General features: G+C 59.5%; 24 protein-coding genes and 1 pseudogene. 19 read left to right on the top strand and 6 right to left on the bottom strand.

Annotation, left to right across the window (positions count from 1 at the left end):
- Positions 1-216 precede the first annotated feature (216 nt).
- Positions 217-885, top strand: a complete 669-nt coding sequence (locus tag AC56QP_RS11120) for a hypothetical protein (RefSeq protein WP_497109042.1) — start codon at positions 217-219, stop codon at positions 883-885.
- A complete protein-coding gene (locus AC56QP_RS11115) occupies positions 885-4,529 on the top strand; it encodes a DEAD/DEAH box helicase (RefSeq protein ID WP_489859678.1) in 3,645 nt (1,214 codons plus the stop codon). The genes AC56QP_RS11120 and AC56QP_RS11115 overlap by 1 nt, the downstream gene beginning before the upstream one ends.
- 73 nt (positions 4,530-4,602) lie before the next feature.
- Here the strand turns inward: AC56QP_RS11115 and AC56QP_RS11110 are convergent, their stop codons facing one another.
- Complete coding sequence (locus AC56QP_RS11110) at positions 4,603-5,283, bottom strand: NADAR family anti-phage protein (protein ID WP_489859679.1); 681 nt, start codon at positions 5,281-5,283, stop codon at positions 4,603-4,605.
- A gap of 3 nt (positions 5,284-5,286) precedes the next feature.
- A complete protein-coding gene (locus AC56QP_RS11105; RefSeq protein ID WP_497100557.1) occupies positions 5,287-6,273 on the bottom strand; it encodes a phosphoribosyltransferase-like anti-phage protein in 987 nt (328 codons plus the stop codon).
- A gap of 320 nt (positions 6,274-6,593) precedes the next feature.
- On the opposite strand from AC56QP_RS11105, the gene AC56QP_RS11100 reads away from it, so the two are divergent.
- Genes AC56QP_RS11100 through AC56QP_RS11070 form a run of 7 tightly spaced genes read left to right on the top strand, consistent with a single transcriptional unit; the run spans position 6,594 to position 11,748 of the window.
- The gene (locus tag AC56QP_RS11100) at positions 6,594-6,956 is read left to right on the top strand and encodes a helix-turn-helix domain-containing protein (protein ID WP_489859681.1); all 363 of its coding nucleotides are present in this window, start codon (positions 6,594-6,596) and stop codon (positions 6,954-6,956) included.
- On the top strand, positions 6,953-7,900 hold the full coding sequence (locus AC56QP_RS11095) for a PD-(D/E)XK nuclease family protein (protein ID WP_489859682.1): 948 nt from the start codon (positions 6,953-6,955) through the stop codon (positions 7,898-7,900). The genes AC56QP_RS11100 and AC56QP_RS11095 overlap by 4 nt, the downstream gene beginning before the upstream one ends.
- A complete protein-coding gene (locus AC56QP_RS11090) occupies positions 7,893-8,570 on the top strand; it encodes a hypothetical protein (RefSeq protein ID WP_497109041.1) in 678 nt (225 codons plus the stop codon). The genes AC56QP_RS11095 and AC56QP_RS11090 overlap by 8 nt, the downstream gene beginning before the upstream one ends.
- Positions 8,503-9,072 carry a hypothetical protein gene (locus AC56QP_RS11085; protein WP_497109040.1) on the top strand — a complete coding sequence of 190 codons (570 nt, stop codon included), beginning with the start codon at positions 8,503-8,505 and terminating at the stop codon, positions 9,070-9,072. Before AC56QP_RS11090 ends, AC56QP_RS11085 begins: the two co-directional genes overlap by 68 nt.
- Positions 9,073-9,110: 38 nt before the next feature.
- Complete coding sequence (locus AC56QP_RS11080) at positions 9,111-10,256, top strand: hypothetical protein (RefSeq protein ID WP_497100559.1); 1,146 nt, start codon at positions 9,111-9,113, stop codon at positions 10,254-10,256.
- Positions 10,253-10,609: a hypothetical protein gene (locus AC56QP_RS11075; protein WP_489859684.1), complete on the top strand. Its 357-nt coding sequence runs from the start codon at positions 10,253-10,255 to the stop codon at positions 10,607-10,609. Before AC56QP_RS11080 ends, AC56QP_RS11075 begins: the two co-directional genes overlap by 4 nt.
- Complete coding sequence (locus AC56QP_RS11070; protein ID WP_489859685.1) at positions 10,603-11,748, top strand: hypothetical protein; 1,146 nt, start codon at positions 10,603-10,605, stop codon at positions 11,746-11,748. The genes AC56QP_RS11075 and AC56QP_RS11070 overlap by 7 nt, the downstream gene beginning before the upstream one ends.
- On the opposite strand, the gene AC56QP_RS11065 is transcribed toward AC56QP_RS11070, so the two are convergent.
- The 4 genes and pseudogenes from AC56QP_RS11065 to AC56QP_RS11050 all read right to left on the bottom strand — a co-directional run.
- Positions 11,745-12,671 (bottom strand): CBASS cGAMP-activated phospholipase, encoded by a 927-nt coding sequence (locus AC56QP_RS11065; protein WP_489859686.1) that lies wholly within the window; start codon positions 12,669-12,671, stop codon positions 11,745-11,747. The genes AC56QP_RS11070 and AC56QP_RS11065 overlap by 4 nt on opposite strands.
- 34 nt (positions 12,672-12,705) lie before the next feature.
- Positions 12,706-13,224 (bottom strand): PIN domain-containing protein, encoded by a 519-nt coding sequence (locus AC56QP_RS11060; protein WP_489859687.1) that lies wholly within the window; start codon positions 13,222-13,224, stop codon positions 12,706-12,708.
- Between the two features lie 9 nt (positions 13,225-13,233).
- Positions 13,234-13,659: a hypothetical protein gene (locus tag AC56QP_RS11055; RefSeq protein ID WP_489859688.1), complete on the bottom strand. Its 426-nt coding sequence runs from the start codon at positions 13,657-13,659 to the stop codon at positions 13,234-13,236.
- Positions 13,660-14,266: 607 nt separating this feature from the next.
- Positions 14,267-15,673, bottom strand: a pseudogene (locus AC56QP_RS11050) (ISNCY family transposase); the annotation flags it as partial.
- 268 nt (positions 15,674-15,941) lie between these two features.
- On the opposite strand from AC56QP_RS11050, the gene AC56QP_RS11045 reads away from it, so the two are divergent.
- From AC56QP_RS11045 to trbG, 10 genes are all read left to right on the top strand, one after another.
- Positions 15,942-17,972, top strand: coding sequence for a conjugal transfer protein TraG (locus AC56QP_RS11045; RefSeq protein ID WP_489859689.1), 2,031 nt, complete (start codon positions 15,942-15,944; stop codon positions 17,970-17,972).
- Positions 17,973-18,090: 118 nt separating this feature from the next.
- A complete protein-coding gene (locus AC56QP_RS11040; RefSeq protein ID WP_489859690.1) occupies positions 18,091-18,504 on the top strand; it encodes a CopG family transcriptional regulator in 414 nt (137 codons plus the stop codon).
- Positions 18,501-19,469 (top strand): P-type conjugative transfer ATPase TrbB, encoded by a 969-nt coding sequence (gene trbB / locus AC56QP_RS11035; RefSeq protein ID WP_489859691.1) that lies wholly within the window; start codon positions 18,501-18,503, stop codon positions 19,467-19,469. Before AC56QP_RS11040 ends, trbB begins: the two co-directional genes overlap by 4 nt.
- Before the next feature lie 11 nt (positions 19,470-19,480).
- The gene (locus AC56QP_RS11030) at positions 19,481-19,789 is read left to right on the top strand and encodes a TrbC/VirB2 family type IV secretion system protein (RefSeq protein WP_111546811.1); all 309 of its coding nucleotides are present in this window, start codon (positions 19,481-19,483) and stop codon (positions 19,787-19,789) included.
- Positions 19,789-20,061, top strand: coding sequence for a VirB3 family type IV secretion system protein (locus tag AC56QP_RS11025; protein ID WP_489859692.1), 273 nt, complete (start codon positions 19,789-19,791; stop codon positions 20,059-20,061). The genes AC56QP_RS11030 and AC56QP_RS11025 overlap by 1 nt, the downstream gene beginning before the upstream one ends.
- Positions 20,055-22,505, top strand: a complete 2,451-nt coding sequence (gene trbE / locus AC56QP_RS11020) for a conjugal transfer protein TrbE (RefSeq protein WP_489859693.1) — start codon at positions 20,055-20,057, stop codon at positions 22,503-22,505. The genes AC56QP_RS11025 and trbE overlap by 7 nt, the downstream gene beginning before the upstream one ends.
- The gene (trbJ, locus tag AC56QP_RS11015) at positions 22,502-23,227 is read left to right on the top strand and encodes a P-type conjugative transfer protein TrbJ (RefSeq protein ID WP_489859694.1); all 726 of its coding nucleotides are present in this window, start codon (positions 22,502-22,504) and stop codon (positions 23,225-23,227) included. The genes trbE and trbJ overlap by 4 nt, the downstream gene beginning before the upstream one ends.
- Positions 23,228-23,260: 33 nt before the next feature.
- Positions 23,261-24,583 (top strand): P-type conjugative transfer protein TrbL, encoded by a 1,323-nt coding sequence (gene trbL, locus AC56QP_RS11010; RefSeq protein ID WP_489859695.1) that lies wholly within the window; start codon positions 23,261-23,263, stop codon positions 24,581-24,583.
- Positions 24,584-25,315, top strand: a complete 732-nt coding sequence (gene trbF, locus AC56QP_RS11005; protein ID WP_489859696.1) for a conjugal transfer protein TrbF — start codon at positions 24,584-24,586, stop codon at positions 25,313-25,315. It abuts the gene before it with no gap.
- Complete coding sequence (gene trbG, locus AC56QP_RS11000) at positions 25,305-26,333, top strand: P-type conjugative transfer protein TrbG (RefSeq protein WP_489859697.1); 1,029 nt, start codon at positions 25,305-25,307, stop codon at positions 26,331-26,333. The genes trbF and trbG overlap by 11 nt, the downstream gene beginning before the upstream one ends.
- Positions 26,334-26,380 lie beyond the last annotated feature (47 nt).

Here is a 26,380-nt window from a genome sequence, read left to right as displayed (position 1 = left end):
CTACGGCCATCTGTTGCTCGAGCAACGGGCTGCGACAGACGACGACCTGGTAGCGGCAATGCGGCCTTATTTCGAATCCGCCCATCTCGACGCGCGGGAATATTTCCATCGCCAGATTGCGATCGACCTCCATCCCGACGCCGGCGCTCCGGGCGCACATACGTGCTATCCAAGTTGCCTCCCCCGACCGCGAGACGCGGTCTATTCGGCGAAGTCATGGCCGGGATGATCACAGAAGCGTTCCAGCGGAATTTCGTTGGGGGACACCAATGGCGCATTCCCATTTTCTTGTTCCGCTATCATGCAGACGTTGAGGCCTATCTTTGGAGTCTCGCGCGCGATCCGGGACGGGAGCGGGAGATCTTCGGACGGTTTGGGTCCGACTTCATAGGGCTGTCCCTGAACGAGGAGGGCGAGGTCGTTCGGTTCATCGCTGGCGAAGCGAAATGGCGCGGACGACTGACAGAATCCGCGGTTGCCACGCTGATGCATGGTCCATGGGAAGAGGACGAGGAAACCGACGAGCGAATTCGGTCAGGTCGCGGGGTCTGGTTCGAAGTCAATCGAGATACGCCCATTCCCCATGGACTGCGCCAGCTCCAACGTCTCCTGGAGCTGCGTGATCCGGATGGGTTCCAGGCAACGATCCTGTCGATTGACCAGGCAGTGCTACTCGACGCTGTGCCATTGTCACGCACCAATCTTATCCTCATCGCTGGGAATGGTGCGCGCAACCGCGAGGCAAACGATGTGCTGATCGGGTGGGAGACGACTCCCGAAGAATACACTTCGCCTCACGACCTTCAGGTTGTCGAGCTCATTCTGACAGATGGCGCTGACTTGATTGACAGGCTTTACTCGACCCTTTGGCAGGAGGCGCGATAGTGCCGGAGCTCGACGCAGATCGTCTGGAGATTGCTGACGCTGTACGTCGTCAGATCGCCATCGAGAACGAGCTATCTCGCCAACAGGCCCGATCCTTCGTCCGGTGTCTTCAAACGACCTGGGACGTTCCCACGATCCAATGGGGAGAACAGGAGACGGCTCTGCAACTCGCCGATGCACGACGACTTCTTCATGCCGGGCAAATCTTTCGGCAGATCGAAGGGACAACCTCGAGGCGCGCAATCGATTGTTACCGAAGGGCGGGGGAAATTCTTGAATGGCTCACGCGTGCGAGTGATCCGGTCCGTGGTATCGTGCCGATCGAGCTCCTCGCAGCCGCAGCCTACCAACTCGGTGGATTGCCGGCCATGGCCTCAGGTCTGCTCGGACAGGTCGAGACAGAAAACGACGGTGTCGCGCTCTATGCGGCGTTCCTCAGGGCGGACTTCGACGACGTCATCCGACGGGCTGCGGCATTCTGGGCAGCCAACCCTGAACTGACTAGGCGAGACGCCGCGTTTCGGATGGGGATGCCGAACCCCGAGGAAGACGAGTTGTTAGGCGACGACAATCGCGTCGTCTGGTACTTCACAGTCGAGCTTGTCCGCAGCCTTGGCCTCATCGCCGACAGCCTGCGTCGTGGTCGCGATGAACGGCTCGAGGTGGCGTTGGCGAAACTCATCGCCCTGGATGAGATGGCAATCCGCACGTTCAGCGACGATGCTTCGCTACTCATTTCCCTCATGCAGCTTGTCGCGCAGGGTTATCGGGCAGCGAGTATCTATCGTCCGCTCCTTGAGCTTGCTGCGATGGACCCAGATCGCAGAGCTCGGCTCGAGGCCTACGCGCGCGACCAATTTCGACGGGGTCGCGGAATCCTCTGGACATCACAGCTGCAAGGCCTTGAACGGCTTTTGCGGGACTCCTCGTTTGCGTTGTGTACACCAACCGGTTCCGGCAAAACGCTGGTGGCGAACATGGCACTTGTAAAGGAGTTGCTTCTCCATCCCGACAATGAGCTGGCCCCGCTGGCCATCTATCTGGTGCCGTCGCGGGCGCTCGCCGGCGAGGTCGAAGCCAAGCTGAGATCCGAGCTCGGCAACGACATGACGATCACAGGCCTCTATGGTGGTGCAGACTGGGGTATCACCGATTACTGGCTTACCGGTGACCGGCCGACGGTCTTGATTGCTACGGTCGAAAAAGCCGAGGCGCTCATGCGCTACCTTGGTCCGATACTCACTGCTCGGCTGCGATTGCTCATCTTGGACGAAGCCCATCAGGTCGTCCCGGAAGGCGGGGAAAACACACGGGTCAGTTTTGCGGAGCATAGCAACCGATCGCTCAGGCTCGAGAGCCTCGTCTCTCGCGTCATGGTGCAGCGCCCGAATGGCGTGCGGATCGCTTTGACGGCCGTCGCGGGAGGTGCGGCGATGCCCGTTGCGCGGTGGGTCGAGGGAAGACCAAATGCCGAACCGGTGGGGGTCAGATACCGCAGCACACGGCAGGTGATCGGCGTCCTAGAGACTGCGCCGAACTCGACCGGACGCATTTTGCTCGACATCATGAACGGCCGACCTCTCTACATCCGGGGTCAGGATCAGCCCGTCTACCTGCCGCTGCGGATGCAGCCGATGCCCCAACTTCCTGCAGCAATGCGCAACAGCCTCAATCGCTTCAACAGCCTTAGCGTGCTTTGGACGGTTCTCCATCTTGTCGAGGAAGGTCAGCGCATCCTGATCTCGATAGCGCAGGAACCGGAACAGACAATGCGATGGTTCAAGGAGGCGCTTGAACTCGACAGTTGGGCGAACATCCCCGCGTTTGAACAGCCCGTCGGCACGGATCGCATTCGGTTCGACGAGGCTCGCGCCGCATGCCTGGACTATTGCGGCGCCGATTCTTTCGAGCTCTTTCTTCTCGACTACGGTATCGCAACCAGCCACGGCCAGATGCCGCAGCGCTTGCGCAGGCTGATGACCGAGATGATAGATCGCCGGATCTGCCCGATCACGGTCGCGACGGCGACGCTTACCGAAGGTGTCAACCTGCCGTTTGATCTGATTTTCCTCACATCGCTCAAACGCCGTTCATGGGATCACGCAACGCAAACCCAGGTGGTTTCACCACTCTCGACGGCCGAGTTCCGTAATCTCGCCGGACGCGCGGGGAGGCCTGGCGCTTCGAAGGGTATCGAAGGCATGACAATCGTCGCCTTGCCAACGCAGGTTTCGTCGACTGCGGCGGGCACAATACCGACCCAGCGAACCCAGTTTCGGGAGTTGCAGCGGGACTACGAGCGTCTGCGCGTGTCACTGCTCATCGAAGAAAGCGACGCCGGCAACGTCGAGAGTCCACTTGCATTGCTTCTGTCAGCCATTCGCGAACGTGCCTTTCGGGTGCTCGGCGTCAATCCCGGCGCGTTTGTCGCCTGGTTAGAAGAGGCTCTTCCTGCGGCAATCAGTGACGAGGCAGGTGAGGGCGCAACGGATGCCGAGTCGCGATTGGCAGACTCACTTGACGAGCTGGATGGCGTTCTCCTGACCGCGATCGAAGAACTGGCTCGTGCTGAGGAAGCCGCGGTATCAGGTGCCGAAGCAGAAGCGCACCTCGTCGATCTATGGCAGCGTACGTTCACATCGGTGGCGGCCATTCAGGAAGCTTGGTTGAGACAAGCATTCATCGCTAGGGGGCGGGCGATCGTGGAGACTATTTATCCTGACGCTCAGGAAAGACGGCGCCTCTACCAGTACGGGTTTACGCCCTACATCGGACGGCGGTTTGAAGCGATTGCCCCGCGTATCCGAGCGGTCATCGAAAACGCCACGAATTACGGTGGGGACGATGCCGAGGCCCGCATCGACATTTTCGAAGAGATCGGAGGGCTTCTCTCGGGCGACCAAGGTTTCGGATTTCGTGTCAGGCAGACGGAAACGGACCGCGACCTTCTGCGTCGCTGGGCTGAGGTGCTGAGCTGGTGGATGAACGAACCAGACGCGCGTAAGCCCGAACCCGACGATCTGCGCGCGTGGCAACGCTTTGTCGCCGACAATCTCGAATTCAGGCTTGGCGTTGCCATTGGGGCGGTGGTCGCTCAGGCATGGTCGGCCGGTGCCGCCGATCCTTACGCAGTGCCTTCCCTGGCGGACTGGAAGGCCACGACCGGTCTTCCCTGGTTCGGTTTCTGGGCACGCGAACTGCTTAGGTGGGGCACCCACGATCCTTTTGTGGCCTTTGCTCTTTCCCAGAACCTCGCTCAGACGCGCGAGACTGCAGCCGCGCGTCGCCAGGAATTCGAGGACTGGCTGAATGAGGAGTACGTGGACATAGAGCCCGAAGATCTTATAGACCCTCAACTCTTCCTGAGTTGGCAAGCAAGTCTCCCTCGCGCCGATACCGCCGGAGCAGCTCAGCAAACCGATGTCGCCGAGTTGACCGGGACTGATGGGCGGCGGCGGACTTACGAGGTCATACCGGTCCTCTACGACGGGTATATTCGGTGGCTGGACGCCGCGGGCTTTGAGCTTGCCCGGACTCGCGCAGCTAACAACCGCCGTGGTTCACGTTCGGTGAGAAACGACTTCCAGCTTCGTGTCGAACAACGGGGAGCTACCGTCTATCGCACATTTCCTGCCCAAGGTTGATCGTCGTGTCGCGCGAGCTTTCCGGACGGACGTGATCCCTTGTGCGAAATTGCCAGCGACATATGTCCGGTTATTAAAGCAACACGCCCTGCTTCGTCTTTTTGCCTGATTTTTCAGCCGCAGGTTGAGTCACCTTGAGCCTATCTGATCGATCCGGTCGACTGGGCACCATGCTTAGCTTACGCTTTAAGGTCGGAATTTGCCGGCCTAGGAGCACGAAATGCGGGATGTCTAGCGGTAGCACCTCAGCGACCCGATCTGGATCACTGCGCACGACCTCGCGTAGCTCCATCAAAAGTCTGCCCAAGACATTGCGGCCCGCTAGATAATCGTCTTCCGCTGCCTTTGCGCCCCAGTAGTCGTCTTTGCGCGAGTCCTCAACTATAGGCCGGTCGCCAGTTGCCAGCAGAAGCGCTGAGAAGGTCTCCCAGTTCTGCGCCAGCTTCACCCGAAGGCACCAGCGCATCACCGAAACGCGAACATCCTCCCAATCCGGCCGGGAATCCTTACGATATGGCTTGGATTTCATCTTGGCTGTCATCGGACTGGTTTCGTCGATGACCATCCGCTGGACGTCGGGCATATGTGGGAAGCGACACGCTTGATAGAGGGCTTCGGATGTCCGTATTAGCTCACCCAGCATTGTGATCGGAAATCCCGGCGCCATGTTCGACAAGCCGCCGAAATCCTCAGTCGTCTTGCGGAAGCTGACGACTTGATCGCGTTGATAGCTTCGAAATTCGGCTTGGGCCATGAGCTAGTTCGTCTTCCTCGGGAACAAGGGATACCATGGATTGCCCGCCCATAACACCAGAGGGGCGTTGTTAGGGCAATTGCGATAGGTAACTATCATTGACCCGAATCCCGTCGTTCCCATCATGCTATTTCCCAAAGGGCGCATATAGACGTTCAGGTAGGGCGACATGGCGCGCACTCCAACGCCGGACACTAGAAATTGCTGTTCGAGAAGCGCCCGACCGTTCTCAGAAGAGAAAAACCCCAAACCTCCGACCTGCCCGGGCGTTCGAAGAACCGGTTCCAGATTTAAGCCTTGCACGTAAGCTAGCGTTGCGGGATCGGCGGGGATGACTGTAGGCCGCAGGACGTCGGTGTTGGTCATATAGGCCTTCCGATCCTCGACCTGGAATACGCGCCACCATGTCACGTTGATGGTTTTACCCGCTTCCTTGGCCGCGTCGGCGATGTCTTTGCCTGTTCGCCATTGGCCAAGCGAGTGATAGGCAATCGTCGCTATGGCGAGCTTCGCTTTCTGCGGGGCAGCCTCCCTGATCCATTTGACGATATCGTGCTTGATCCGCCCACCAGAAAACAAAACATCATCGATGTAGAGGAAGGTATCTGGCGCGTCGCTGCCGCAGTCGGCAATCCTTAAGCCACAAGTGTTCTGCAGTGCGTTGTCAAATATCGACAACATATCCTTCTGGCTATTTCCCGCCGTCTGGATCTGTAAAATCTTAGTGGATTTCCAGAATTGTTTGGGATCGTCGCCGGTAAGCGTCTTGTTGCCGGCAACCGCCGAAAGAAAACTTACTACCTTCTTGCGGGTGAAATATGTCTTGTTAAACACATGTCCGAGTTCACCAAGGATCGGCTCTTGTGTCCCTTCGGGAAATTGTCGAACCCACTTATCGACGTGGGCCTCGCTCATCGGCGGAATCTCGCCCGGGCGATAATCCCCAATTTGCTCCACCACCCGCTGAAGCAATTCCTTTCTTGTCGTCACCCCCCAGCCTCCTTGCGGTAGTCCACCATCTGGAGCCCGATATCCGACTCGCCGTGCAACCTTCGTCTATCCTCGCTGCTAATAGAGGAAATACAAAGAGTCCAAAGCCATGTTTTCCGGCCATCCCCCGGTCTCTTCGTATTCTTACTCAAAGAGTAAATGGCTGACCGAGACACGCCAAAGCAATTGGCGCTGGGCTGAGCGCTTCGCCAGCGCAGAGTCGTCCATCGATGGAGCCGGAGTAATTATCTGCGCAGGTCGAACTCAACGTGTCGAATGGGTGCTTGACAAACTTAGCATGCTTGCGATAATTAGCGATCATGGAAAAGGATAAGAACGATCTTGGCGCTTATCTAGCGAAGGCTAGGAAGGTTCTTGGGCTCAGCCTCCGCACCGTCGAGGCGGAAACCAATGTGTCAAACGCCTATCTCAGCCAGTTGGAGACGGGAAAGATCAGAACACCTTCACCGACGGTGCTTCATACCCTAGCGCTTCGGTACGGTGTTGCATACGAGCGCCTCATGGCCTTGGCCGGGTACCCGGTACCCGGCCACGCTGTGGACGATCCGTCTGCGCGGTCACTGGACTTGGCCGCCCGACTCGGTAACATTTCGCCGGACGAAGAAGAGGCGCTCTTCGACTTCCTCAGTTTGATTCGAAAGCGCGAACGAGGCCGCTCATGAGGTGGTCATACTCATCGGCTCGAGTTTTCCGTCAGTGCCAGCGCAAGTGGTTCTACGCTAACGTAATGGCGCCGACTGGGCGTGTGAAAGATGAAGCTCGGTTGCGCGCACGGCGCTTGAAGAGCCTTTCGACTCTTTCGGCTTGGAGGGGCCAGATCGTGGACACGGTTATCTCCGAACGCATCGTCCCGGACTTGGACTTCGACGAGCGGTTGACTTTGCGCCAAGCCAAAGAACATGGAAAACAGTTGTTCGACAAGCAACGTCAGTTCGCGGAAACACACCGAGAAGAAGACCTCACATTGGTCAAGTCGCATCATGGTGATGCGTTTCTTCTACTGTTTGAACACGCTTATGGTCGTGAAATCACCGTGGATGATTACGACGCAGCCTGGGACGACATCGTTACGGCGCTCACAAATCTCTATCACTTTGATGAGTTCCGAGCCAACGTGGTCGCTGGCTGGAGTTTCCATGCGCAGCCTCGACTTCACTTCAACATCCTTGGCAATCTTGACGGTAGCGCCTTCCCCGATCTGATTGTTTATACCGGAAGCGCACCCATCCAAATCATTGATTGGAAGGTGCATGCGGATGGCGCAAACGACGCCAGGGATCAGCTTGCAAGCTATGCCATTGCGCTCAGTCGCATGGAGAATCCCAACCGAGGCTTTCCGGATCCGTGGCAGGCACCCCCACACGAGATCGTCCTGAAGGAGGTCCAACTCCTTCTTGGAGATGTACGAGAACATATCTTAACTGAGGCTGATCTCGAGGACGCTGAGCTTTTCATGATGAACACCGCCTTCGCCATGTCTGAGGCGCTTGGCGGCAGAAAATATGAAGACTTCGACATCGACGAATTCGATGTCGCGACGAATCCAGAAACCTGTACCACGTGCGCATTCCGAATGATCTGTTGGGAAACTGCCCGCCATGCTTGAAACGAACCTCTACCGGCTCGGCGGGCTTGAGACCGTCACCGCTCGCTACAGGCTCTTTGAAATCTTGGGGACCGATGTTTCCGGATCTCCCTACTTCGCTGGCGTGACGCGTTTGCAGCGGACGCTCACGCGGCAATACCAGCGGCCGTTTGCCCTCCTGCAACGTGGCGATGTCATGAATCTGGCCGTGCCCGAGGAGGTAGCTAACAACATCGCGTTACATCACAACCTTGTTCGATGGGTCGCGTCGCTGAAAGCGGTTGGCGAAACGCTCGAAGTCGATTGCTCGGTGGATGGCGATGAGCTTGACCCGATCCGGCTTCGGTTCCTGAATTTTATCGTTCAAACTCCACTCTACAGAAGCAATGAGTTGTGGCGACCCAGGGCGGGTGACGCCTTCTATCACCGTGATCCCGCATCTTCTCGGGACGGTGTAGACATCTTCGAGGGTGTCTCCGTGCGGGTCGTCCCTTACCCGCGCGGTGGTTTCGGCGTCCTACTCGAAGCGAAGACAAAACTGATCTCTGCGCGATCCATCGGCGCCGATGCCGACCAAAACACCATCCGTCGCATGAAAGGCTCATCCTGCCTTTATCGCATGGGTGACCAATGGTTCGAAATACAGAATCAGTGGTGCTGGACTATCGGTCAGCGATCCCATCACCTTTGAGGACGGAAAGCCTATTTCCCTTAAAGAATATCTCCATAAGAACGCCCAACGACCGATCCCCAAAAGCCTGATAAATCTCAAGGGCGATGGCGCAGTCGTGCACTATCGCGGGTCCGAAACTGCGCAGGTGAAAGCCGCTCCCGCGGAACTCTGCTTTCCTATTCTCGACACGCATTCGAGGCGAGGAGCACACCTTCAGCGGCAGACCATCCAGCCACCGGGTGCACGTCGGGCCAAGGCATTTCAATTTAAGAGACGCTTTCTTGACAATGTCGTACTCGGCAATGCTCGTATCACAGTTGCTGATAACGCAGCAGAGCTTACGACGCGTCCCTTCGACTTGCCTGACGTTCTTTTTGGCGGCGGGCGCAGACTCTACGGTACCCAGCGCAATGGCAGCCGGGTCGATGTACGTGACTACGCAAAGAGCCGCCGCAGGCTTCTGGAACAGAAAGGTGCCGGCTTCTACGAAGCCTCCCCCTCGAACCGCAGGCACTCGTGATTCCTCAGAGTGTGATGAACGCGTGGGGACCGACCTTCGTGAAGGACTTCCAGGACGAAGTGGGTAGACTGCATCCAACCGGAGGTTACCGACCCAAGGTTGTGCCATACAACGATCTCAGTGCGCCGGTTAACTCCGCCAACCAGGCCAAAGCAATCCTTAAGCTCGCGCAGACAGGTGAACTGGAGCCCGGTGACTGCGCTATCATGCTCCATGCCAACAATGGACAGGCGCGGATGCAGGATAAGCTCCCCGCGCTGCTGATGAACAAGCTTCGGAGCGACCATGGCATAAATGCTGCCGTGTTTCACGTAACGACGCCGGACATGGCTTATCACCGGGTGGGTAGCGGGACGGACGCAAAGTACGTTCGCAAATCAGACCTTGGGGGTCGGTTCTCGGGGTATCTGACAGGTGCGGCGCTCAATAAAGTTTTGATTCCGAACGGGAAGTGGCCCTTCGTTCTCGAGAAAGGGCTCGAGGCGGACGTGGTGATCGGTATCGACGTCAAGCATCAGACGGCGGGCATTGTTCTCATAGCCGATGGGGGCCGCATTATTCGCCACAGGCTAAAAACATCCAACAAGCACGAGAAGCTGTCGGCTGGTATCGTTGAAAACCTGCTTACCGAAATGCTGCGCAGCGAGGCGCAGTATCTGTCCACGTTGACCAAGAAGATCGTTGTGCATCGTGACGGGCGTGTCTTCCCTAGCGAAATCGCTGGTCTGCGAGCGGGCTGTCAGACACTCGCCGATGAAGGTCATATCGCTGAAGATTTTGAACTGAACGTCTTCGAACTCGGCAAGACTTCCCCTGCGCCGCTGCGATTTTTCAAGGTTCAGAACGCGCATGGTCAGATGCCAAACATCCTCAATCCCGACATGGGAGAATGGATGGCCCTTTCCGAAAACGAAGGCTACGTCTGCACAACAGGTTGGCCGCTTCTACCCGGCGGGACGGCTCGACCATTGCACGTCACTCGTGCGGCGGGAACGCTTTCGATGGAACACGCGCTGCATGATATTTTTCGTCTTTCCTGCCTAACTTGGACTCGGCCGGAGAGCTGCTCCCGCTTGCCGATATCGCTGAAGCTTTGCGACACCTTCCTCAAAGATGAAGGCGCAGAACACGATGAGGATGACATGCTCTACGAAGGCGATAACGTTGAATTGGAAACGGCATGAGTACTTTGTCGCTGATCAGTGGTGCAGAATCCCTTGCTGCATCCTTTCATCTTCTGATCGATGAAATCCTGATGTCAGGCGACGCGGTTGTTGCTGAGAAAACAGAAAAACTGGCCGAAATGCTTCGGGCGGCTGCAACGGCAAGGGGTGGCAATGCCAGTCATGAGGGTCTGCTGCTCGATAGTCTGCTTCGAGACGCTCAAGGGAACTCCCGCTCGGATCTCGGGCACCTCGCGACGATTGTCGTTGCAAGCCGCCCAATTCCGAACGATGCGCTGCACGCGCTCGCCGATATTGCTAAACGTGTGAGCCATGAGCGGGCCGCTCTCTCTACGCGGACCGGCTCTTGGTGATCGCCGCCGCGTATTTGCGGGGGGCTATCGGTCACGCCATTAAGCGCGCGCGGGACCTCATCGAGATTTCGCACTCTGGAGGAGGGCTCGAACTCAGAGCACTTCAGAGCAAGTGCGTGGGCGAGCTGAATGACGCGCTTATCCTTCTGGCTCAGGCGCTCAAAAGTCTTGAGGCTTCGCCACCGAACATAGACGCGATATCGCGCACATATCAGGCAATGGCCAAGCGCATTTTCGATGTCGAACGCCTTGGCGTTTTCGCTTTGAAGAACACATCCTCTGATGATGCAGATCTGAATCGACTGCTGACGGCCATCTGTCGGGAAATTCACTACCCACTCGTCACGCCAACAGTGAGCCACACATCGCAGGACTATTTTGAGATTTCTCCATCATTCAATCTCTTGAGGGTGCCTTTGCTCGAAGGTCGCTACTTTCTGCACCTACCGGACCTCTATCATGAGCTCTGTCATCCTTTGGTCGCTCCCCAAGGCGTTACAAATCCTAGGCTTGATCCACTGTCTAGGGCCTTTCGAAAGGTTATGAACGAGCGGGGTGTCGCGTTGGACAGGGCCTCGGTCCGCGGAGAAAGGCGACGTGGCGGACCTGACATGACGTTTCGTTATGCCCTTTGGCGCAGATGCTGGATTGAAACTTGGTGTGAAGAGTTTCTCTGTGACGCCTTCGGCGCATTTTGCGCGGGACCAGCGTTTGGATGGACCAACTATCATCTCTGCTTTCGAAGAAGTGAGGGCATTTTCCACGTTCCCGCCACCCGTCCCGCGTCGCATCCTGCTGACGATGCACGGATGTCCGTGATCCTTGCGGTTTTGCGGCAAACTGATTGTGAGCGGGATGCCGAGGCGGTTGGCCGGGCTTGGCAAGAACTCACAAACGACCGGAATTCAGAGAAAACGGCGCTCTTCGACCTCTGCTATCCACCCGAAGCTTTGTCGGGCCTAGCATCCGCTGCCGTCGCCGCGTTTCGAGAGTGCGGAATTGTCGGTTTCAACGTCCAGAATCCGCCAAAAATCTCAGGCCTGCTTCAGGACGCTTGGTACATGTTCTGGAGCCCGACGACGCCCTACGAGACCTGGGAGCGAAACGCTCGCATACGTCTTCTCGACGAGATCTCCTAACGGACGAAGAAATCCCTCAGCGGCCGCGCAGCCTTGTGTACTTCCCACGCTTTGCCCGCCAACAGCTGAAGCGTTTGTGTTGCTTCCGGAGATGCAAGATCCAATGATTTGATGGCTTCGACCTGGTTCTGCGCAGGTTCTTCGTCAATGCGTAGAAATCGATTTCGAAGGAGGCTGCTCATCTGAGACAGCACCAAATGTTCTTGGGCTGCCATGATCGTTTGGATAAGCCCACGGCGCGCTATCCATGAAAAAGATCCGGGGGCTCGGGATTTCTCATGCACGGCGGAACCTTGCCGACGGGACGCGGTGCCGATCGAAAGCTGGTAGATCTCCTCCATCCGCGCGTGAGAGAAGTTCACCGCGTCGAGGAGGGCGATCATGTCTGGCGCGTTCGCTACAAGCCCACCATCGATGTACTCGCTTGGCCCAATTTTCTTCGTCGGGAAAAAGGTTGGTGCCGCAGCGCTTGCGAGTATCGCATCTTCGATGCTCACGGCGCTGGCCGCTTTGCCCGCAATGCCTTTGGAACGAAAGACGCTCGTTTCGCCTGTTGAGTAGTTGACGGCCGTTATAATGAGTGGCGCGTCGTAGTCGCTGAGCAGAGTTGCGGCAACGGGCTTACCGAGCGTCTTGCGAATGGCTTCAAGGATTGGAGCCGGGCTATAGGGTGCCGCGACCACGAGCTGTTTGACGCTGGTGGTGATGCCGCGAGCGAAGATCAACGGTCCGTAATCTTTGATTGTCGCCGCTAATGTCGTCGCTGGAACGGATGCCGAAAGGCCCGCAGCAAGGAGCGCGCCAATAGAGGTTCCAGAAATGATGTCAAAGCGGTTGTTGCACCGAACGTTGAACTTTGACTCGCATGCGGCAAGAAATTCGGCGCCGAAGAGCCCTCGATAGCCTCCACCGCTCAGTGCCAAGATCTGAAACCTATTGGGAGCGGACTGCGCCATTTCACTTGCGAACGAAGTCTTCAGGGTTTTCTACGGTAAGCCCCGGGATGTCTGCGTGCCCATCCTGATGGTAGTCCACGTAAACAAATGGGAAATCTCCCCTCCCAACCAACGCTGTTGCGATCTCAACCTTTGTCGCGCTAGGCACTTCGAATTGCCGTCCGTCGGGGTCTCGATATGTGATCCTCATATCAAGCAGATCGCCCCAGCGTGCGGCGATCCGATGGTCCATCGCAATGATCCGGTCATCGCGCGCGAAATCTTCGAAAAGCCTGTTTGCCTGGTCGATGAAGTCTCTGATCGCCGGCACGGGATGCACGGCGGCTTCGGGCTTTGCCCGTGCCGCCGTGAGCGCTTGTTCAAGTTGCCATCTGATGGTCATAGGCGTCACTGCACTGATGCAGATATCGTCTGCATAGATGCCGCGCGAGTCTGCGGCTTCTAACCAAAGTTCAGCATTGAGGTTACGCCTCTTGATCACGTCAAAGACGCACTGGGAGCTCATCAAATAGCGCGACATGAGCGACGACTAAAATACACGTCCGCGTCCGCCAACAGTCTCCTCTTGAGACCGAGGCTCAAGACGCATCTTCACAACGCTTGCATCGAGCGGCTTTAGCTGTGCGAGCAATGCACTCGCGGGCCTTCGCCGTGCAGTTTTGCGTTCTGTTCCACCGCGAACTGAGTCAATTAGCGAGAGTATGGTATCCGACGATAGGACGAACGCTGCCTGAGGCAAATTGTCGACGCGCCCAGCCCTTGCAATCACATAAGCCTGCCCAGACTCAAGCGCACGTTTCCGAAGGTAGTTCATGTTCTTATTTGCACGCTCTTCGGGGACGACCTCTAGATTGATAACCGGGCACACCTGTAAGGCTTCCAGAAACTCTAGCTTTTGGCGGCTGTCTGGCATTTGCTCCACAAAACCCTGGAGTGTTTTGGCGAATTCACTCATCGGAACGCTCCTTTGTCGGCTCCGTACCCTGCCCGGTATGTAGCGTGAATATCGCTCGATATCAAGCCTATTCGAGCGATCATAGGGAAACGCTCACACGAATCGACCGCTATGTTGCGAATCCGATCGATCCATGGCTGAGTCTCTCCTAGCGCAAACCGAAAGTAATCATGCTCCGCAACTTTGGGCCGCAGATTTCCAGCCAAACGCAGGTCCCTGCGCAGCAAATGGGGGCTGCGGTTCCGCTCACCAGACCTACAAACCAGAGCTGGATGTTCGCTATTTGTGCTTCAATGTTGCAACCAAGTTCGAATGTCGCTTGGCTAGCAAAGTAGAAATGTCGCAAGACGGGGCTGCCGGCTGCGACGCCAGCGCCCGATCGGGCGACAGCTGGTCGGGGTTGCGCTGCCCGATCGGGGGCGATCCAGTAGATCTCCGTCGGCCCTTTGAGACCAGCGTGGCCCTCTTCGAGCTAAAGGCCGGCTTCCGTTGTCGGTTGAGTCTTCCGGTTGGTTGGAAACTCGTCCAGCACTGCGAGGACATCCGCAATACGATTCCTATCGCTCTCTGTGAGTGTCAGATCGATTTTGACGGCCTGGCTCTCGACCTTGGCCGCGAGACCTCTAGCGAGCGCCTGTTCACGCCGCGCGATGATCGCGGGGTCCTTTGTGAAGTCCGCCTTCCGTCCGGGCTTGCGGCCACGCTTCACATAGCCATTGCTCTGGCTGCCGTCGGGGATGCCGAACATGTGGTTCGTCTGTCCGGTGCGCCGCGGCCCGCGCTGGCTGCGATGAAGCTCCCGCCCAGCCTGCATCTGGGCGACCAGGTCCAGGGCAGCATCAAGTCGCTTGTTCTCGACAATCTCTGATCTATGAACCGAACGCAGCTTGTCGAAGGTTCTGTAGGGTAGGGCGATGCCGTCGTGCATGACCTCGAGGCGACCGTCGGGATAGTCGCAGACGACGACCTTTTTGCGGGCAAGCCGCTTCGCGGTATCGGTCGGATCGAGAATGAACAGCACCTTGTCGTAGCGCAGCGTCAAAGCCTGAGACAGCGTGCGAACCTCCTTGCGGCACATGGCGCCGTCCAGATTCTCATGATCGGCGAGGGGGCGGTGCATATCCTTCGGATTGCGCGGTTCCTTGCCGAAGCGTGCGTTGAAGTCCGCCATGAACTCGGGCGCATAGGCATTGGCCGCTTCGATCGTGCTGATGTCGCGCAGGCGCAGTTCCTTCACAAGCCGGTCCTGCAGCGTTTGGTTGGCGCGCTCGACGCGACCCTTGGCCTGTGGGGTGTTGGCACAAATGATATCGATGTTGAGTTCATAAAGAGCTCGGCCGAACTGTGTCAGGCCGCTGCTTCTATCCTTCTCGGAACCATGGGTCGTTCGGAAGACGCCATGCTTGTCGCTGTAAAACGCAAGCGGCTTGCCCCATTCCCGCAGATACGCCTTTGCCGCGTGAAAGTAGTCGAACGTGTTCTCGGAGCCGGCAAAGCGCAGATGCAGCAGCTTGCCGGTCGCATCGTCGATGAAGACGAGCAGGGCGCATTTGGGCCCACGGGTCTCGAACCACCAGTGATGCGAGCCGTCGATCTGCACCATCTCGCCCAAGCAGTCTCGTCGCCCGCGCGGCTGATGTAGCCGCTGCTTGCGTTCACGGCGCGACGTCCAGATTCCAGCCTCCGTCATCCACTTGCGGAGCGTCTCCTTGCTGACCGCGAGCTGATGTCGTTCGATCAGCTTCTCGTGGGCAAGCGTTGGACCGAAGTCGATGTAGTGTTCGCGGATCAGCTCCAGCACGAAGTCGCGAACACCATCGACAATGCGATTGTTGGAACGTCGGCCACGCGCCTTGTGCCGGAGAGCCGCAGCGCCATCCGCCTCGAACGTCTTCAACAGACGCTGGACCTGACGAACTGAAACGTCGAGCAGGCTTGCCGCTGCAATGCTTGTCATTCGCCGCTCAACGATCTTCGACAGAACCTCGATACGCCGCAGCTCGCGTTCGCTCATCAGAACCAGTCCCAATCTTCAATCTCCCGCGCTCTCGAACGCGGGGAGATTGGCAAGGCAGAAGCGACATTCCTACTTTGCCAGATCCGGACATTTTAACTTAGCTGCTACAGGTCAAAGTCGCATAAAATGCAGTCCGGAACTGCCGGACGGACGACCATTTAAATAGCAGGGCGTTCATCGCACCCCATCGTACGTAGGGCGCATTCCGGTTTCCGCCGTGCAGCGCCATGCTTGATCCACCTGTCCAGAACAGTGGAGCGAGCCAGTGACACCCACGAAGCTGCTAATTGGGCAGATCGCCGTTGTGTTTGCGATCGTCCTCCTTGGCGTGTGGGCTGCGACACAATGGTGCGCCCACATGCTTGGCCATCAGGCGCCGCTCGGCGCGCCCTGGTTCATCGCGGCCGACTGGCCGATCTACAAGCCGTGGAAACTGTTCGAATGGTGGTTCCATTTCGACGCCTACGCGCCTGAGGTGTTCGACAAGGCCGGCATGCTTGCTGGCACTACAGGATTCATGGGCTGTGCCGCGGCGATCGCCGGTTCGCTCTGGCGCGCGCGACAGCGCGGTCTGGTCACCACCTATGGCTCCTCACGATGGGCCACGAAACAGGAAATTGAGAAGGCGGGGCTGTTTCGGCCGGCTGGCGTTTTCGTCGGCAAGATGATGGATCGCTATCTGCGTCATGACGGGCCGGAGCACGTCATGGCCTTTGCGCCGACACGTTCGGGCAAAGGCGTCGGACTGGTTATCCCAACTCTTCTTTCCTGGACCGGCTCAGCTATCATTCACGACATCAAGGGCGAGAACTGGCAACTGACCTCTGGTTGGCGATCGAAGTTCTCTTACTGCCTTCTTTTCAATCCGACCGATCCAAGGTCGGCGCGCTACAACCCGCTGCTGGAAGTGCGCAAGGGCCCGAACGAGGTCCGCGACGTCCAGAACATTGCCGACATCCTCGTCGATCCTGAAGGTGCGCTGGAGCGGCGGAACCATTGGGAGAAGACCAGTCACTCGCTCCTGGTCGGCGCCATTCTGCACGTGCTCTACGCCGAGCAGGAAAAGACGCTGGCCCGCGTCGCCACCTTCCTGTCGGACCCGCAGCGCACGTTTGCCGCGACACTGCGGCGGATGATGACGACCAACCACCTCGGCACGGCAGATATGCCTGACGTTCATCCCGTCGTGGCCTCGGCGGCACGTGAGGTGCTGAACAAGTCGGAGAATGAGCGTTCGGGCGTTCTTTCGACAGCCATGTCGTTTCTCGGGCTCTATCGAGATCCGACGGTAGCGGCTGCAACATCGGGCTGCGACTGGCGCATCGCTGACCTCATGGATGCCGAGCGACCCATATCGCTCTATCTGGTCGTGCCGCCATCCGACATCTCGCGCACCAAGCCTTTGGTGCGACTAATCCTGAACCAGATCGGCCGGCGGCTGACGGAGCGCCTGGAGGGTGATCCAAAGAAGAGCCGAAAGCATCAGCTTCTCATGATGCTGGACGAATTCCCGGCACTCGGGCGCCTTGATTTCTTCGAGACCGCACTCGCCTTTATGGCTGGTTACGGCATCCGCGCCTATCTGATCGCGCAATCCCTGAATCAGACCTCGAAAGCCTATGGCGAGAACAACGCCATACTCGACAACTGCCATGTGCGGATTGCCTTCTCCTCCAATGACGAGCGTACGGCCAAACGCATTTCAGACGCCCTCGGTACGGCGACGGAACTGAGGTCCATGCGCAACTACGCCGGTCATCGGCTCGCGCCATGGCTTTCGCATGTCATGGTGAGCCGCCAGGAGACCGCTCGCCCGCTCCTGACTCCGGGCGAGGTGATGCAACTGCCACCGACAGACGAACTCGTACTGGTTTCGGGGTTGCCGCCGATCCGCGCTAAGAAGCTGCGCTACTACCAGGATCAGAATTTCACCGAGCGAGTGCTGCCTTCGCCAGTGCTGCGCGACGGCGCCTACGGGGACTGCCCTGCGCCGCGCCAAGACGATTGGACTGGGCAGGTGCGCAGCGTCGACCGCCGTCTTGCCGCCGACGATGAAAGCGCCGGCGCGACAATCGAAGCCGAGGGTGGCGTCCAACAGCAGCGCCATCCCGGTTTGCCCGAAGAACAGACCGCCGTCACCCAGAAGCCCGATCAGGAAGATCTATTCAACCCCGCTGACGATGATAGCGAGACGGTCGCTGACAAGCGCGTGATGGATCGGATTTCCACCGCGGCACGCGCCTATGGCATCAACGAGGGCAGGGGCGACGACAAGGGCATCGTCCCCGGCTTCTGAAGGCTGCTCAATGGCAGAGCGCATCTCAGCGTAGATAACGGCCATAAGCGATTTCGGGCGTCTGGCCGATGCTTGTTCCCGCCGCCGGCGCAACGCCGGCCTGTCGAGAACAAGCCGCATGAAGCCCCACCGCATTCGTCATCAGTTTCTGCTCGAGCTTGGGCTGAGCGAGAAACTGGAAAACCTCAGCCGTGATCCATCGACCACCAAATCCGCGGTCGTGGCGAAGGCGGTCGAGGCCTTCATCGAGCGGCGTGGCGAGAATGAGCTCGACCGCCGCTACGGCGTGAGGCTCGACCGTCTTTCCCGCGACCTCGCTCACGTTGGGCGCGATGCCGAGATGATCCTGGAGAGCCTGGCGCTCTTCATCCGCTTCTCGATCACGCTTCATGCCCACACGCCGGTTCCGGACAAAGCAACGCAGGCCATTGCCCAGGAGCGTTTCGACAAATTCGTCGAGCAGGTCGGCCGCCAGATCGCCTCCGGGAAACGGTCGCTCGGCAAGGAGAATGTCGTGGGAGGAGAAGGATGAGTTCTCATCCGGAAGCCGACCATCGCCGCTGTACCATGCTGCGCACCGCGATGGGGCCGGCGATCACCGAGGCCCTTGCCGATCCAGCCGTTATCGAAGTGATGGTCAATCCCGATGGTGCGCTGCGGCTCGACCGGTTGGGAGAAGGCCGAGTCGATACCGGTGTGCACATGCACCCTTCCGAGGCGGAACGCATCATCCGCCTCGTCGCCTCCCACGTGCGCGCCGAGGCGCATGCCGACAACCCGATCGTCAGTGCCGAATTGCCATCGGGCGAACGCTTCGAGGGGCTGTTGCCGCCGGTCGTGCTGGCGCCATGCTTTGCAATCCGCAAGCCGGCCGCAAAACTCTACACGCTGGCCAACTATGTCGCCGACCGCATCATGTCGCCGCTGCAGGCCGACGCGCTGAGGAAGGCGGTGCGTGAGCGGCGCAATATCCTGGTCGCCGGCGGCACGTCGTCGGGCAAGACGACGCTTGCCAATGCATTGCTCGCAGAAGTCGCCGAATGCGATGAGCGGGTGATCCTGATCGAGGACACGCGCGAACTGCAATGCGCGGCAAAGGACTGCGTCGCCCTGAGGACAAGGCGGGGTTCGGTCACACTTGCCGATCTCGTACGCTCGACGCTCCGGCTCCGGCCCGACCGGATCATTGTCGGCGAGGTGAGGGGCGCGGAAGCGCTCGACATGCTTAAGGCATGGAACACGGGCCACCCCGGCGGCATCGCCACGGTTCACGCCAATTCGGCGCGCTCCGCCCTCTACCGGATCGAGCAACTCTCCCAGGAAGCCGTCGTCACCGTTCCCCGCCGTCTCATAGCCGATGCCATCGATCTGATCGTCTTCATCGCCGGGCGCGGATCCTCGCGCCGCATCGACGCGATGGCCGAGGTCACCGGTCTCGACCACAACGGCGATTACGCCGTCGCCCCGCTCACGCTTCCGCAACTCCAGCAGCTCTGAAAGGTCACCTCATGCGCAAGAAGCTTCGCTTTCTTTCGTCCACCGCGCTCGCGTTTCTTCTTACAGCCCAGGCTCACGCGGCCGGCTCCGGCATGCCGTGGGAACAACCGCTGCAGCAGATCCTGGAATCGGTGCAGGGACCGGTTGCCAAGATCGTCGCGGTGATCATCATCATCACCACCGGCCTGACGCTCGCCTTCGGCGACACTGCAGGCGGTTTCCGCCGGCTGATCCAGATCGTTTTCGGCCTGTCGATCGCCTTCGCGGCGTCGAGCTTCTTCCTCTCCTTCTTCTCCTTCGGCGGCGGGGCGCTCGTCTGATGATCGCCGGAGAGCAGCATATCGAGGGCTTCGAGGTTCCCGTTAACCGGGCATTGACCGAGCCGATCCTGTTAGGCGGCGCACCGCGAGCGGTGGCGATCCTCAATGGCACGGTGGCCGCGGCAATAGGCCTTGGCCTGCAGCAGTGGATTGCCGGGCTGGCGCTCTGGACCGCCGGCCACACGCTCGCGGTCTTTGCCGCTCGCCGCGATCCGGACTTCGCCGGCGTGCTTGTCCGTCATCTTCGCCTGAAGGGGTGGCTCGCATGCTGAACCTTTCGGAATATCGCGGCAAAGCTGATCGGCTTGCCGATCATCTGCCCTGGGCCGCACTGGTCGCTCCGGGCATCGTGCTCAACAAGGACGGCAGCTTTCAACGGACTTTACAGTTCCGCGGCCCCGATCTGGAAAGCGCGACGGAAGCCGAACTTGTCGGCATCTGCGCGCGGGCAAACAATGCGCTGAGAAGGCTTGGCTCCGGCTGGGCATTGTTCTTCGAAGCCGAGCGCGTCGAAGCGCTGGGCTATCCGAATTCGCGCTTTCCCGACGCGGCGTCATGGCTGGTCGATGAAGAACGGCGTGCGGCCTTCGAGGGCAAGGTCGAGCACTTCGAGAGCCGCTATCACCTGACCTTGCTGTTCATGTCGCCGCCGGACAGCCAGGCGCGGGCGGAAAGCGCGCTCGTCGACTCTCATCATTCCGAAGGCGAACGAGACTGGCGCCAGGAGCTAGCGAGGTTCCGTGACGAGACCGACCGCGTCCTCGATCTTCTGTCGGGTTTTATGCCCGAAGTGCGCATGCTCGACGATGCCGAGACGCTGGCTTACCTGCACGGCACAATCTCCACCCGCCGCCATCCCGTCACCGTACCAGAAACGCCCATGTATCTGGACGGCATCCTGATAGATGCGCCGCTTACCGGTGGCTTGGAGCCGATGCTGGGTGAGCAGCATCTTCGTACGCTCACTATCCTCGGATTCCCGAACGTCACGCGGCCGGGAATTCTCGACGCACTCAACCACCGGGATTTTGCCTATCGCTGGATGGCGCGCTTCATTCCGCTCGACAAGACGGACGCCACCAAAACGCTGACGCGGTTACGCCGGCAATGGTTTGCCAAGCGCAAATCGATCGCCGCTATCCTGCGCGAGGTTGTGACCAACGAACCCGTTCCGCTCGTTGATAGCGATGCCGACAACAAGGCACTCGATGCCGACGAAGCACTTCAGGCGTTAGGCGGCGATCATGTCGGCTTCGGCTATCTCACCACGACCGTGACGGTGTGGGACGAGGACCGCCAAGCCGCCGCCGAGAAACTTCGCGCGGTCGAGGGCATCGTCAACGGGCTCGGCTTCACCACGATCCGCGAAAGCGTCAACGCGGTCGAGGCATGGCTCGGCTCGTTGCCCGGCCATGTCTATGCCAATGTTCGCCAGCCGCTCATTCATACACTGAACCTTGCCCATCTGATGCCGCTGTCGTCGGCGTGGGCCGGTCCGTCGGAGAACGAGCATCTCGCCAAGGTCACCCGGCGAGTGGCACCTCCGCTTCTCTTCGTCGAGACCAGCGGGTCGACACCGTTTCGGCTTTCCACCCATGTCGAAGATGTCGGCCACATGCTGATCGTTGGACCGACCGGCGCCGGCAAGTCGGTGCTGCTTGCGCTGATCGCTCTTCAGTTCCGACGCTACGCCGGCGCGCAGGTCTATGTCTTCGACAAGGGCAATTCAGCCCGCGTGGCGACACTCGCCATGGGTGGAGAGCACCACGCGCTCGGCGCGGACGGGGCGCTTTCCTTCCAGCCGCTGCGCAACATCAACGACCAGGCTACCCGCAGTTGGGCGGCCGAATGGATCGCAGGCCTCATTGCCCATGAGAACGTCACCGTCACCCCTGAGGTAAAGGAGGCAATCTGGTCGGCACTGAGCAGCCTTTCCACCGCGCCGGCGCAGGAACGCACGCTGACCGGCCTTTCGGTCCTGCTTCAGTCCAATGCGCTGAAGTCCGCATTGATGCCGTACACGCTCGAGGGCCCGTTCGGCCGGTTGCTCGACGCCGATGATGATCGGCTGGCCTTGTCGGATGTGCAGTGTTTCGAGACCGAAGAACTGACGCACAGCCAGGGCGCTCTCCTGCCTGTGCTCACCTATTTGTTCCATCGCCTCGAGGAGCGGTTCGACGGACGGCCGACACTGCTCATGCTCGACGAGGCGTGGGTCTATCTCGACAATCCGCTGTTTGCCGCCCGCATCCGCGAATGGCTGAAAGTGCTGCGCAAGAAGAATGTGTCGGTGATCTTCGCCACGCAGTCGCTTGCCGATATCGCGGGCTCTACAATCGCGCCCGCAATCATCGAGAGCTGCCCACAGCGCATCTTCCTTCCCAATGATCGTGCCGTGGAACCGCAGTCGAGAGCAGCCTACGAGAGCTTCGGTTTGAACGAGCGGCAGATCGAATTGGTCGCCCGCGCCACGCCGAAACGGCACTACTATCTGCAATCGCGCCGTGGAAACCGTCTGTTCGAGCTCGGGCTCGGCCCCATCACGCTCGCGTTTTGTGGTGCCTCCGATCCATCCACGCAGACCCTGATCGGCAACGTCCTGTCCGAGGACGGGCAGGGCAGCTTTGCCTCCCGCTTCCTGAGCGCGCGCGGCCTTAATTGGGCCGCCGAGCTTCTTCTGCAATTCCCTCAACCAGACAAGGAGCAATCATCATGATGGGACGCCGCCTTTTCACGAGCTTGGTCACCGTCTCTCTGATCGCCAAGCCGATGGCCGACTATGTTCAGCCAGCCTATGCCCTGATCGTCTTCGATCCATCGAACTATACGCAGAACGTGCTCTCGGCGGCGCGCGCATTGGAACAGATCAACAACCAGATCCAGTCGCTGCAGAACCAGGCCACCATGCTACAGAACATGGCGCGCAACCTTCAGAGCCTGGATTTCTCTTCGGTGGGCCAGCTCACCGGTTCGCTCCAACGAATCGATGGTCTGATGGATCAGGCAAGTGGCCTAAGCTTCGATCTGAACCAGCTTCAGGACCAGTGGCGCCAGCAATATCCGGAAAGCTACGACGCCACGATCAAGGTCAGCGACCTAGCGAGCGCCGCGCGCGAACGTTGGCAGAGCGCCATGCAGGGGTTCCGCCAGACCATGGGTGTGCAATCCCAGATCGTCGGGAATGTCCGTGGCGACGGCGACCTGCTTGCTGATCTCGTCAACCGCAGCCAGGGCGCGGCTGGCGCGCTTGAAGCAAGCCAGGCCACCAATCAGCTGATCGCGCTTTCGACCAAGCAGCAGATGCAGATTCAGACGCTGCTCGCGACGCAGTTTCGGGCTGAGGCTGAAGATGCCGCCCGAAAGGCGCAGTCCGAGGAAGCCGCCCGCCAGACGACGAAGCGCTTCCTGGGCACCGGTACAGCCTATCCCGGCAACTGATCACCAGTTCTCTACGACGAGAAAGGCGGCGGCATGAACGACCTTGGGGTCATCGATCGCTTCATGGAGACCTTCATCCGCTATATCGACAGCGGGTTCGGTCTGCTCTCGAGCGACGTCGCCTTCCTCACTACCACCCTGATCGGCATCGACATCACACTTGCGGGTCTCGCCTGGGCGCTTGGAGGCGAGCCCAACATTTTCGGCCGGCTCATCCGCAAGGTGCTCTATGTCGGCGTGTTCGCCTTCATTCTGAACAATTTCAAGAACCTCGCAGACATCATCTATCGGTCCTTTGCCGGTCTCGGCATCAACGCCTCCTCCGGCAATCTGTCCGCCGACAATCTCCTGCATCCTGGCCGCATTGCCGCGACCGGTTTCGAGGGCGCTTGGCCGCTGCTCGATCAGGCAAGCCAGCTTCTTGGCTTCCCGGAAATCTTCGGCAATGCGCTCACCATCTTCGTCCTGCTCATGGCCTGGTTCCTGGTCATCATCGCCTTCTTCATTCTCTCGATCCAGCTCTTCATCACCATCCTAGAGTTCAAGCTCACCACACTGGCGGGCTTCACTCTGGTCCCTTTCGCGCTCTGGAACCGGTCGGCGTTTCTCGCTGAGCGTGTGCTCGGCAACGTGATCTCATCGGGCATAAAGGTGATGGTGCTCGCCGTCATTGTTGGCATCGGCTCCACGCTCTTCGGCGAGTTCGCGTCCGCGCTGCAAGGCAAGGAGCCGGACTTGGCTGCCGCCATGTCTCAGGTGCTAGGAGCATTGGCGCTGCTTGGGCTCGGCATCTTTGGGCCTGGGATCGCCTCAGGGCTTGTTTCCGGCGCGCCGCAGCTTGGCGCGGGCGCTGCCCTCGGAACCACCACGGCGGCCGCCGGTTCAGCACTCGTTGCCGGAGGCGCTGCGTTTGCCGGTGCGCGCATGGCAACTGGCGGCGGTCTAGCGGCAATCCGGGCCGGCACAGCCATGAGATCGGCTGCTTCCTCGGCATGGCAGATTGGGCGTGCAACTTCGCCCGACTCTGGCCTGTCCGGTGTGGCAGCTGGAATGCAGGGTGTGGCGGGTGCCGCCGGCGGCGCCGCGATGCGGGCAGCGCGATCTGCCACCGGAGCATTCGGACGCAGCGCCGATGCCGGTCGGGAAGCCGCTTGGATCGCGACTGGCGGTACGCCGACCGCGTCAATGGTCGGAGGTCCAGCCAGTACGGCCGCTAATGCCGCGCCGACATGGGCGAGGCGCTTGCGTTCCGAACAGACCGCTCGCGCGCATCGACACGCCGCCATGCAAGCAGTCCGTGATGGCGACAGGCCTGGAGGCAGCGCCAATCCCTCTCTCAATGACAAGGACGACTAGATGCTCTTCAAGCGACCCGTTCAACGTTACGGCAAAACACCCGAACCGGTTACGCCGTATCAGAAGGCCGCCCAGCTCTGGGACGAGCGGATCGGCTCATCTCGAGTACAGGCCCGCAACTGGCGGCTCATGGCCCTCGGCTGTCTGGCTTTGGCAACTGGACTCTCCGGCGGACTTGTATGGCAGTCGATGCAGAGCCGCGTCGTGCCTTACGTCGTTGAGGTCGATCGCTTCGGCGAGGCGCGCGCCGTTGCGCCGGCAATCCGGGACTATGAGCCCTCAGATGCCCAGATCGCATGGCACCTCGGTCGTTTCATCCAGAATGTTCGTTCCGTCTCCACCGATCCGGTGCTGGTGCGGCAGAACTGGCTGGTAGCCTATGATTTTGCCACAGATCGAGCAGCGCTCTTTCTCAACGAATACGCCAAGTCGAACGACCCCTTTGGTCAGATCGGCACGCGTAGCGTGTCGGTGCAGGTGACCAGCGTGGTCAAGGCTTCTGACAGCTCGTTCCAGGTCAAATGGACCGAGCAGGTCTTTGAGCGCGGCAGCCTGGCCAGCACGACGCGCTGGACCGCGATCCTCACCATCGTGATCCGCCCGCCGAGCAATACCGATCAGCTTCGCAACAACCCGCTCGGCGTTTTCGTCAACGCCATCGACTGGTCGCGCGAGCTCGACAGTGCCGCGCCGACATCCGTTTCCCCGAAGGAGCCCGCCAATGACAAATAGAACGCCATCGTTCCGTGCCGTGCTGATCATGTCGACGTCGGCCGCCGTCCTCTCCGCCTGTGCATCGAAGCCGGTGCCGCCACCTGAGATTTCCTATGACGCTGCTGAGTTCAAACCAGCGGCAATTGAGAAGGCGCCGGAAAAGCCGGTCAGGATCGTCGAAGTTCCAAAGCCCTTGCCGCTACCCGGCCAGCTACAGCCCGCTCCGGGCAAAACCGTCGAGGACAAACGCTCCCCTGAAGAACGTGTCGCGGATGCCAACAAGGCGGCGACACAGCAACCCACCAAGTATGGCTATATCAACGCGGTACAGGTCTATCCCTACACGGAAGGCGCGCTTTACCAGCTTTACGCAGCACCCGAGCGCGTCGTCGACATCGCCCTGCAGCCAGGCGAGAAACTCTCATCCGTGTCGGCTGGCGACACAGTGCGTTGGGTGATTGGCGACACCGTCAGTGGTTCCGGCGACAACCAGCGAACCCATGTGCTGGTGAAGCCCTTCGCACCGGGGCTTGGCACAAATCTGGTCATCAGCACTGACCGGCGGACCTACCACCTGCAGCTTCAAAGCACGGAAAAGACCGCTATGGCGGCGATTTCCTGGACCTACAGCGAGGACCAGATCATCGCGCTTCGCCAGCGCAACGCTCAGGCCGAGGCAGCCATGCCAGTAGCGTCGAACGTGGCGCTCGAGAATATTCGCTTCCGCTATTCGATTGCCGGCGACACACCGCCATGGAGGCCGACGCGCACCTTCGACGACGGCAGTAAGGTCTATATCGAATTCCCGCGCCGCATCGATCAGGGCGAGGCACCGCCGCTCTTCGTCGTCGGTGCTGACGGGGACAGCCAGCTCGTCAATTACCGCATGCGCGGCAACTATTACATCGTCGATCGCCTCTTTGCCGCGGCCGAACTGCGGCTCGGCACCAAGCAGCAGCAAGTGGTGCGCATTACGAGGAATGACGGCCGGCAACTGCCGCGGCGGATCCCACTTTTTGCGCGTTCCGGCAGGTGAGGGGGGAAAGGTTCATGACCGATACTTCCCGCTCCAATGCTCCGCCG

The organism is Mesorhizobium sp. RCAM 05104, from assembly GCF_059683645.1.
Note: the sequence above shows the minus strand (reverse complement) of the source record. Positions and strands in the feature narration are given on the sequence as shown.

What these genes read in the sequence shown, in the direction of transcription:
- AC56QP_RS11120 (WP_497109042.1), top strand. Translation starts at nt 217, where the DNA reads ATGGCCGGGATGATCACAGAAGCGTTCCAGCGGAATTTCGTTGGGGGA.
- AC56QP_RS11110 (WP_489859679.1), bottom strand. Translation starts at nt 5,283, where the DNA reads ATGGCCCAAGCCGAATTTCGAAGCTATCAACGCGATCAAGTCGTCAGC.
- AC56QP_RS11100 (WP_489859681.1), top strand. Translation starts at nt 6,594, where the DNA reads ATGGAAAAGGATAAGAACGATCTTGGCGCTTATCTAGCGAAGGCTAGG.
- AC56QP_RS11095 (WP_489859682.1), top strand. Translation starts at nt 6,953, where the DNA reads ATGAGGTGGTCATACTCATCGGCTCGAGTTTTCCGTCAGTGCCAGCGC.
- AC56QP_RS11090 (WP_497109041.1), top strand. Translation starts at nt 7,893, where the DNA reads ATGCTTGAAACGAACCTCTACCGGCTCGGCGGGCTTGAGACCGTCACC.
- AC56QP_RS11075 (WP_489859684.1), top strand. Translation starts at nt 10,253, where the DNA reads ATGAGTACTTTGTCGCTGATCAGTGGTGCAGAATCCCTTGCTGCATCC.
- AC56QP_RS11060 (WP_489859687.1), bottom strand. Translation starts at nt 13,224, where the DNA reads ATGTCGCGCTATTTGATGAGCTCCCAGTGCGTCTTTGACGTGATCAAG.
- AC56QP_RS11055 (WP_489859688.1), bottom strand. Translation starts at nt 13,659, where the DNA reads ATGAGTGAATTCGCCAAAACACTCCAGGGTTTTGTGGAGCAAATGCCA.
- AC56QP_RS11040 (WP_489859690.1), top strand. Translation starts at nt 18,091, where the DNA reads ATGAAGCCCCACCGCATTCGTCATCAGTTTCTGCTCGAGCTTGGGCTG.
- trbB (WP_489859691.1), top strand. Translation starts at nt 18,501, where the DNA reads ATGAGTTCTCATCCGGAAGCCGACCATCGCCGCTGTACCATGCTGCGC.
- AC56QP_RS11030 (WP_111546811.1), top strand. Translation starts at nt 19,481, where the DNA reads ATGCGCAAGAAGCTTCGCTTTCTTTCGTCCACCGCGCTCGCGTTTCTT.
- AC56QP_RS11025 (WP_489859692.1), top strand. Translation starts at nt 19,789, where the DNA reads ATGATCGCCGGAGAGCAGCATATCGAGGGCTTCGAGGTTCCCGTTAAC.
- trbE (WP_489859693.1), top strand. Translation starts at nt 20,055, where the DNA reads ATGCTGAACCTTTCGGAATATCGCGGCAAAGCTGATCGGCTTGCCGAT.
- trbJ (WP_489859694.1), top strand. Translation starts at nt 22,502, where the DNA reads ATGATGGGACGCCGCCTTTTCACGAGCTTGGTCACCGTCTCTCTGATC.
- trbL (WP_489859695.1), top strand. Translation starts at nt 23,261, where the DNA reads ATGAACGACCTTGGGGTCATCGATCGCTTCATGGAGACCTTCATCCGC.
- trbF (WP_489859696.1), top strand. Translation starts at nt 24,584, where the DNA reads ATGCTCTTCAAGCGACCCGTTCAACGTTACGGCAAAACACCCGAACCG.
- trbG (WP_489859697.1), top strand. Translation starts at nt 25,305, where the DNA reads ATGACAAATAGAACGCCATCGTTCCGTGCCGTGCTGATCATGTCGACG.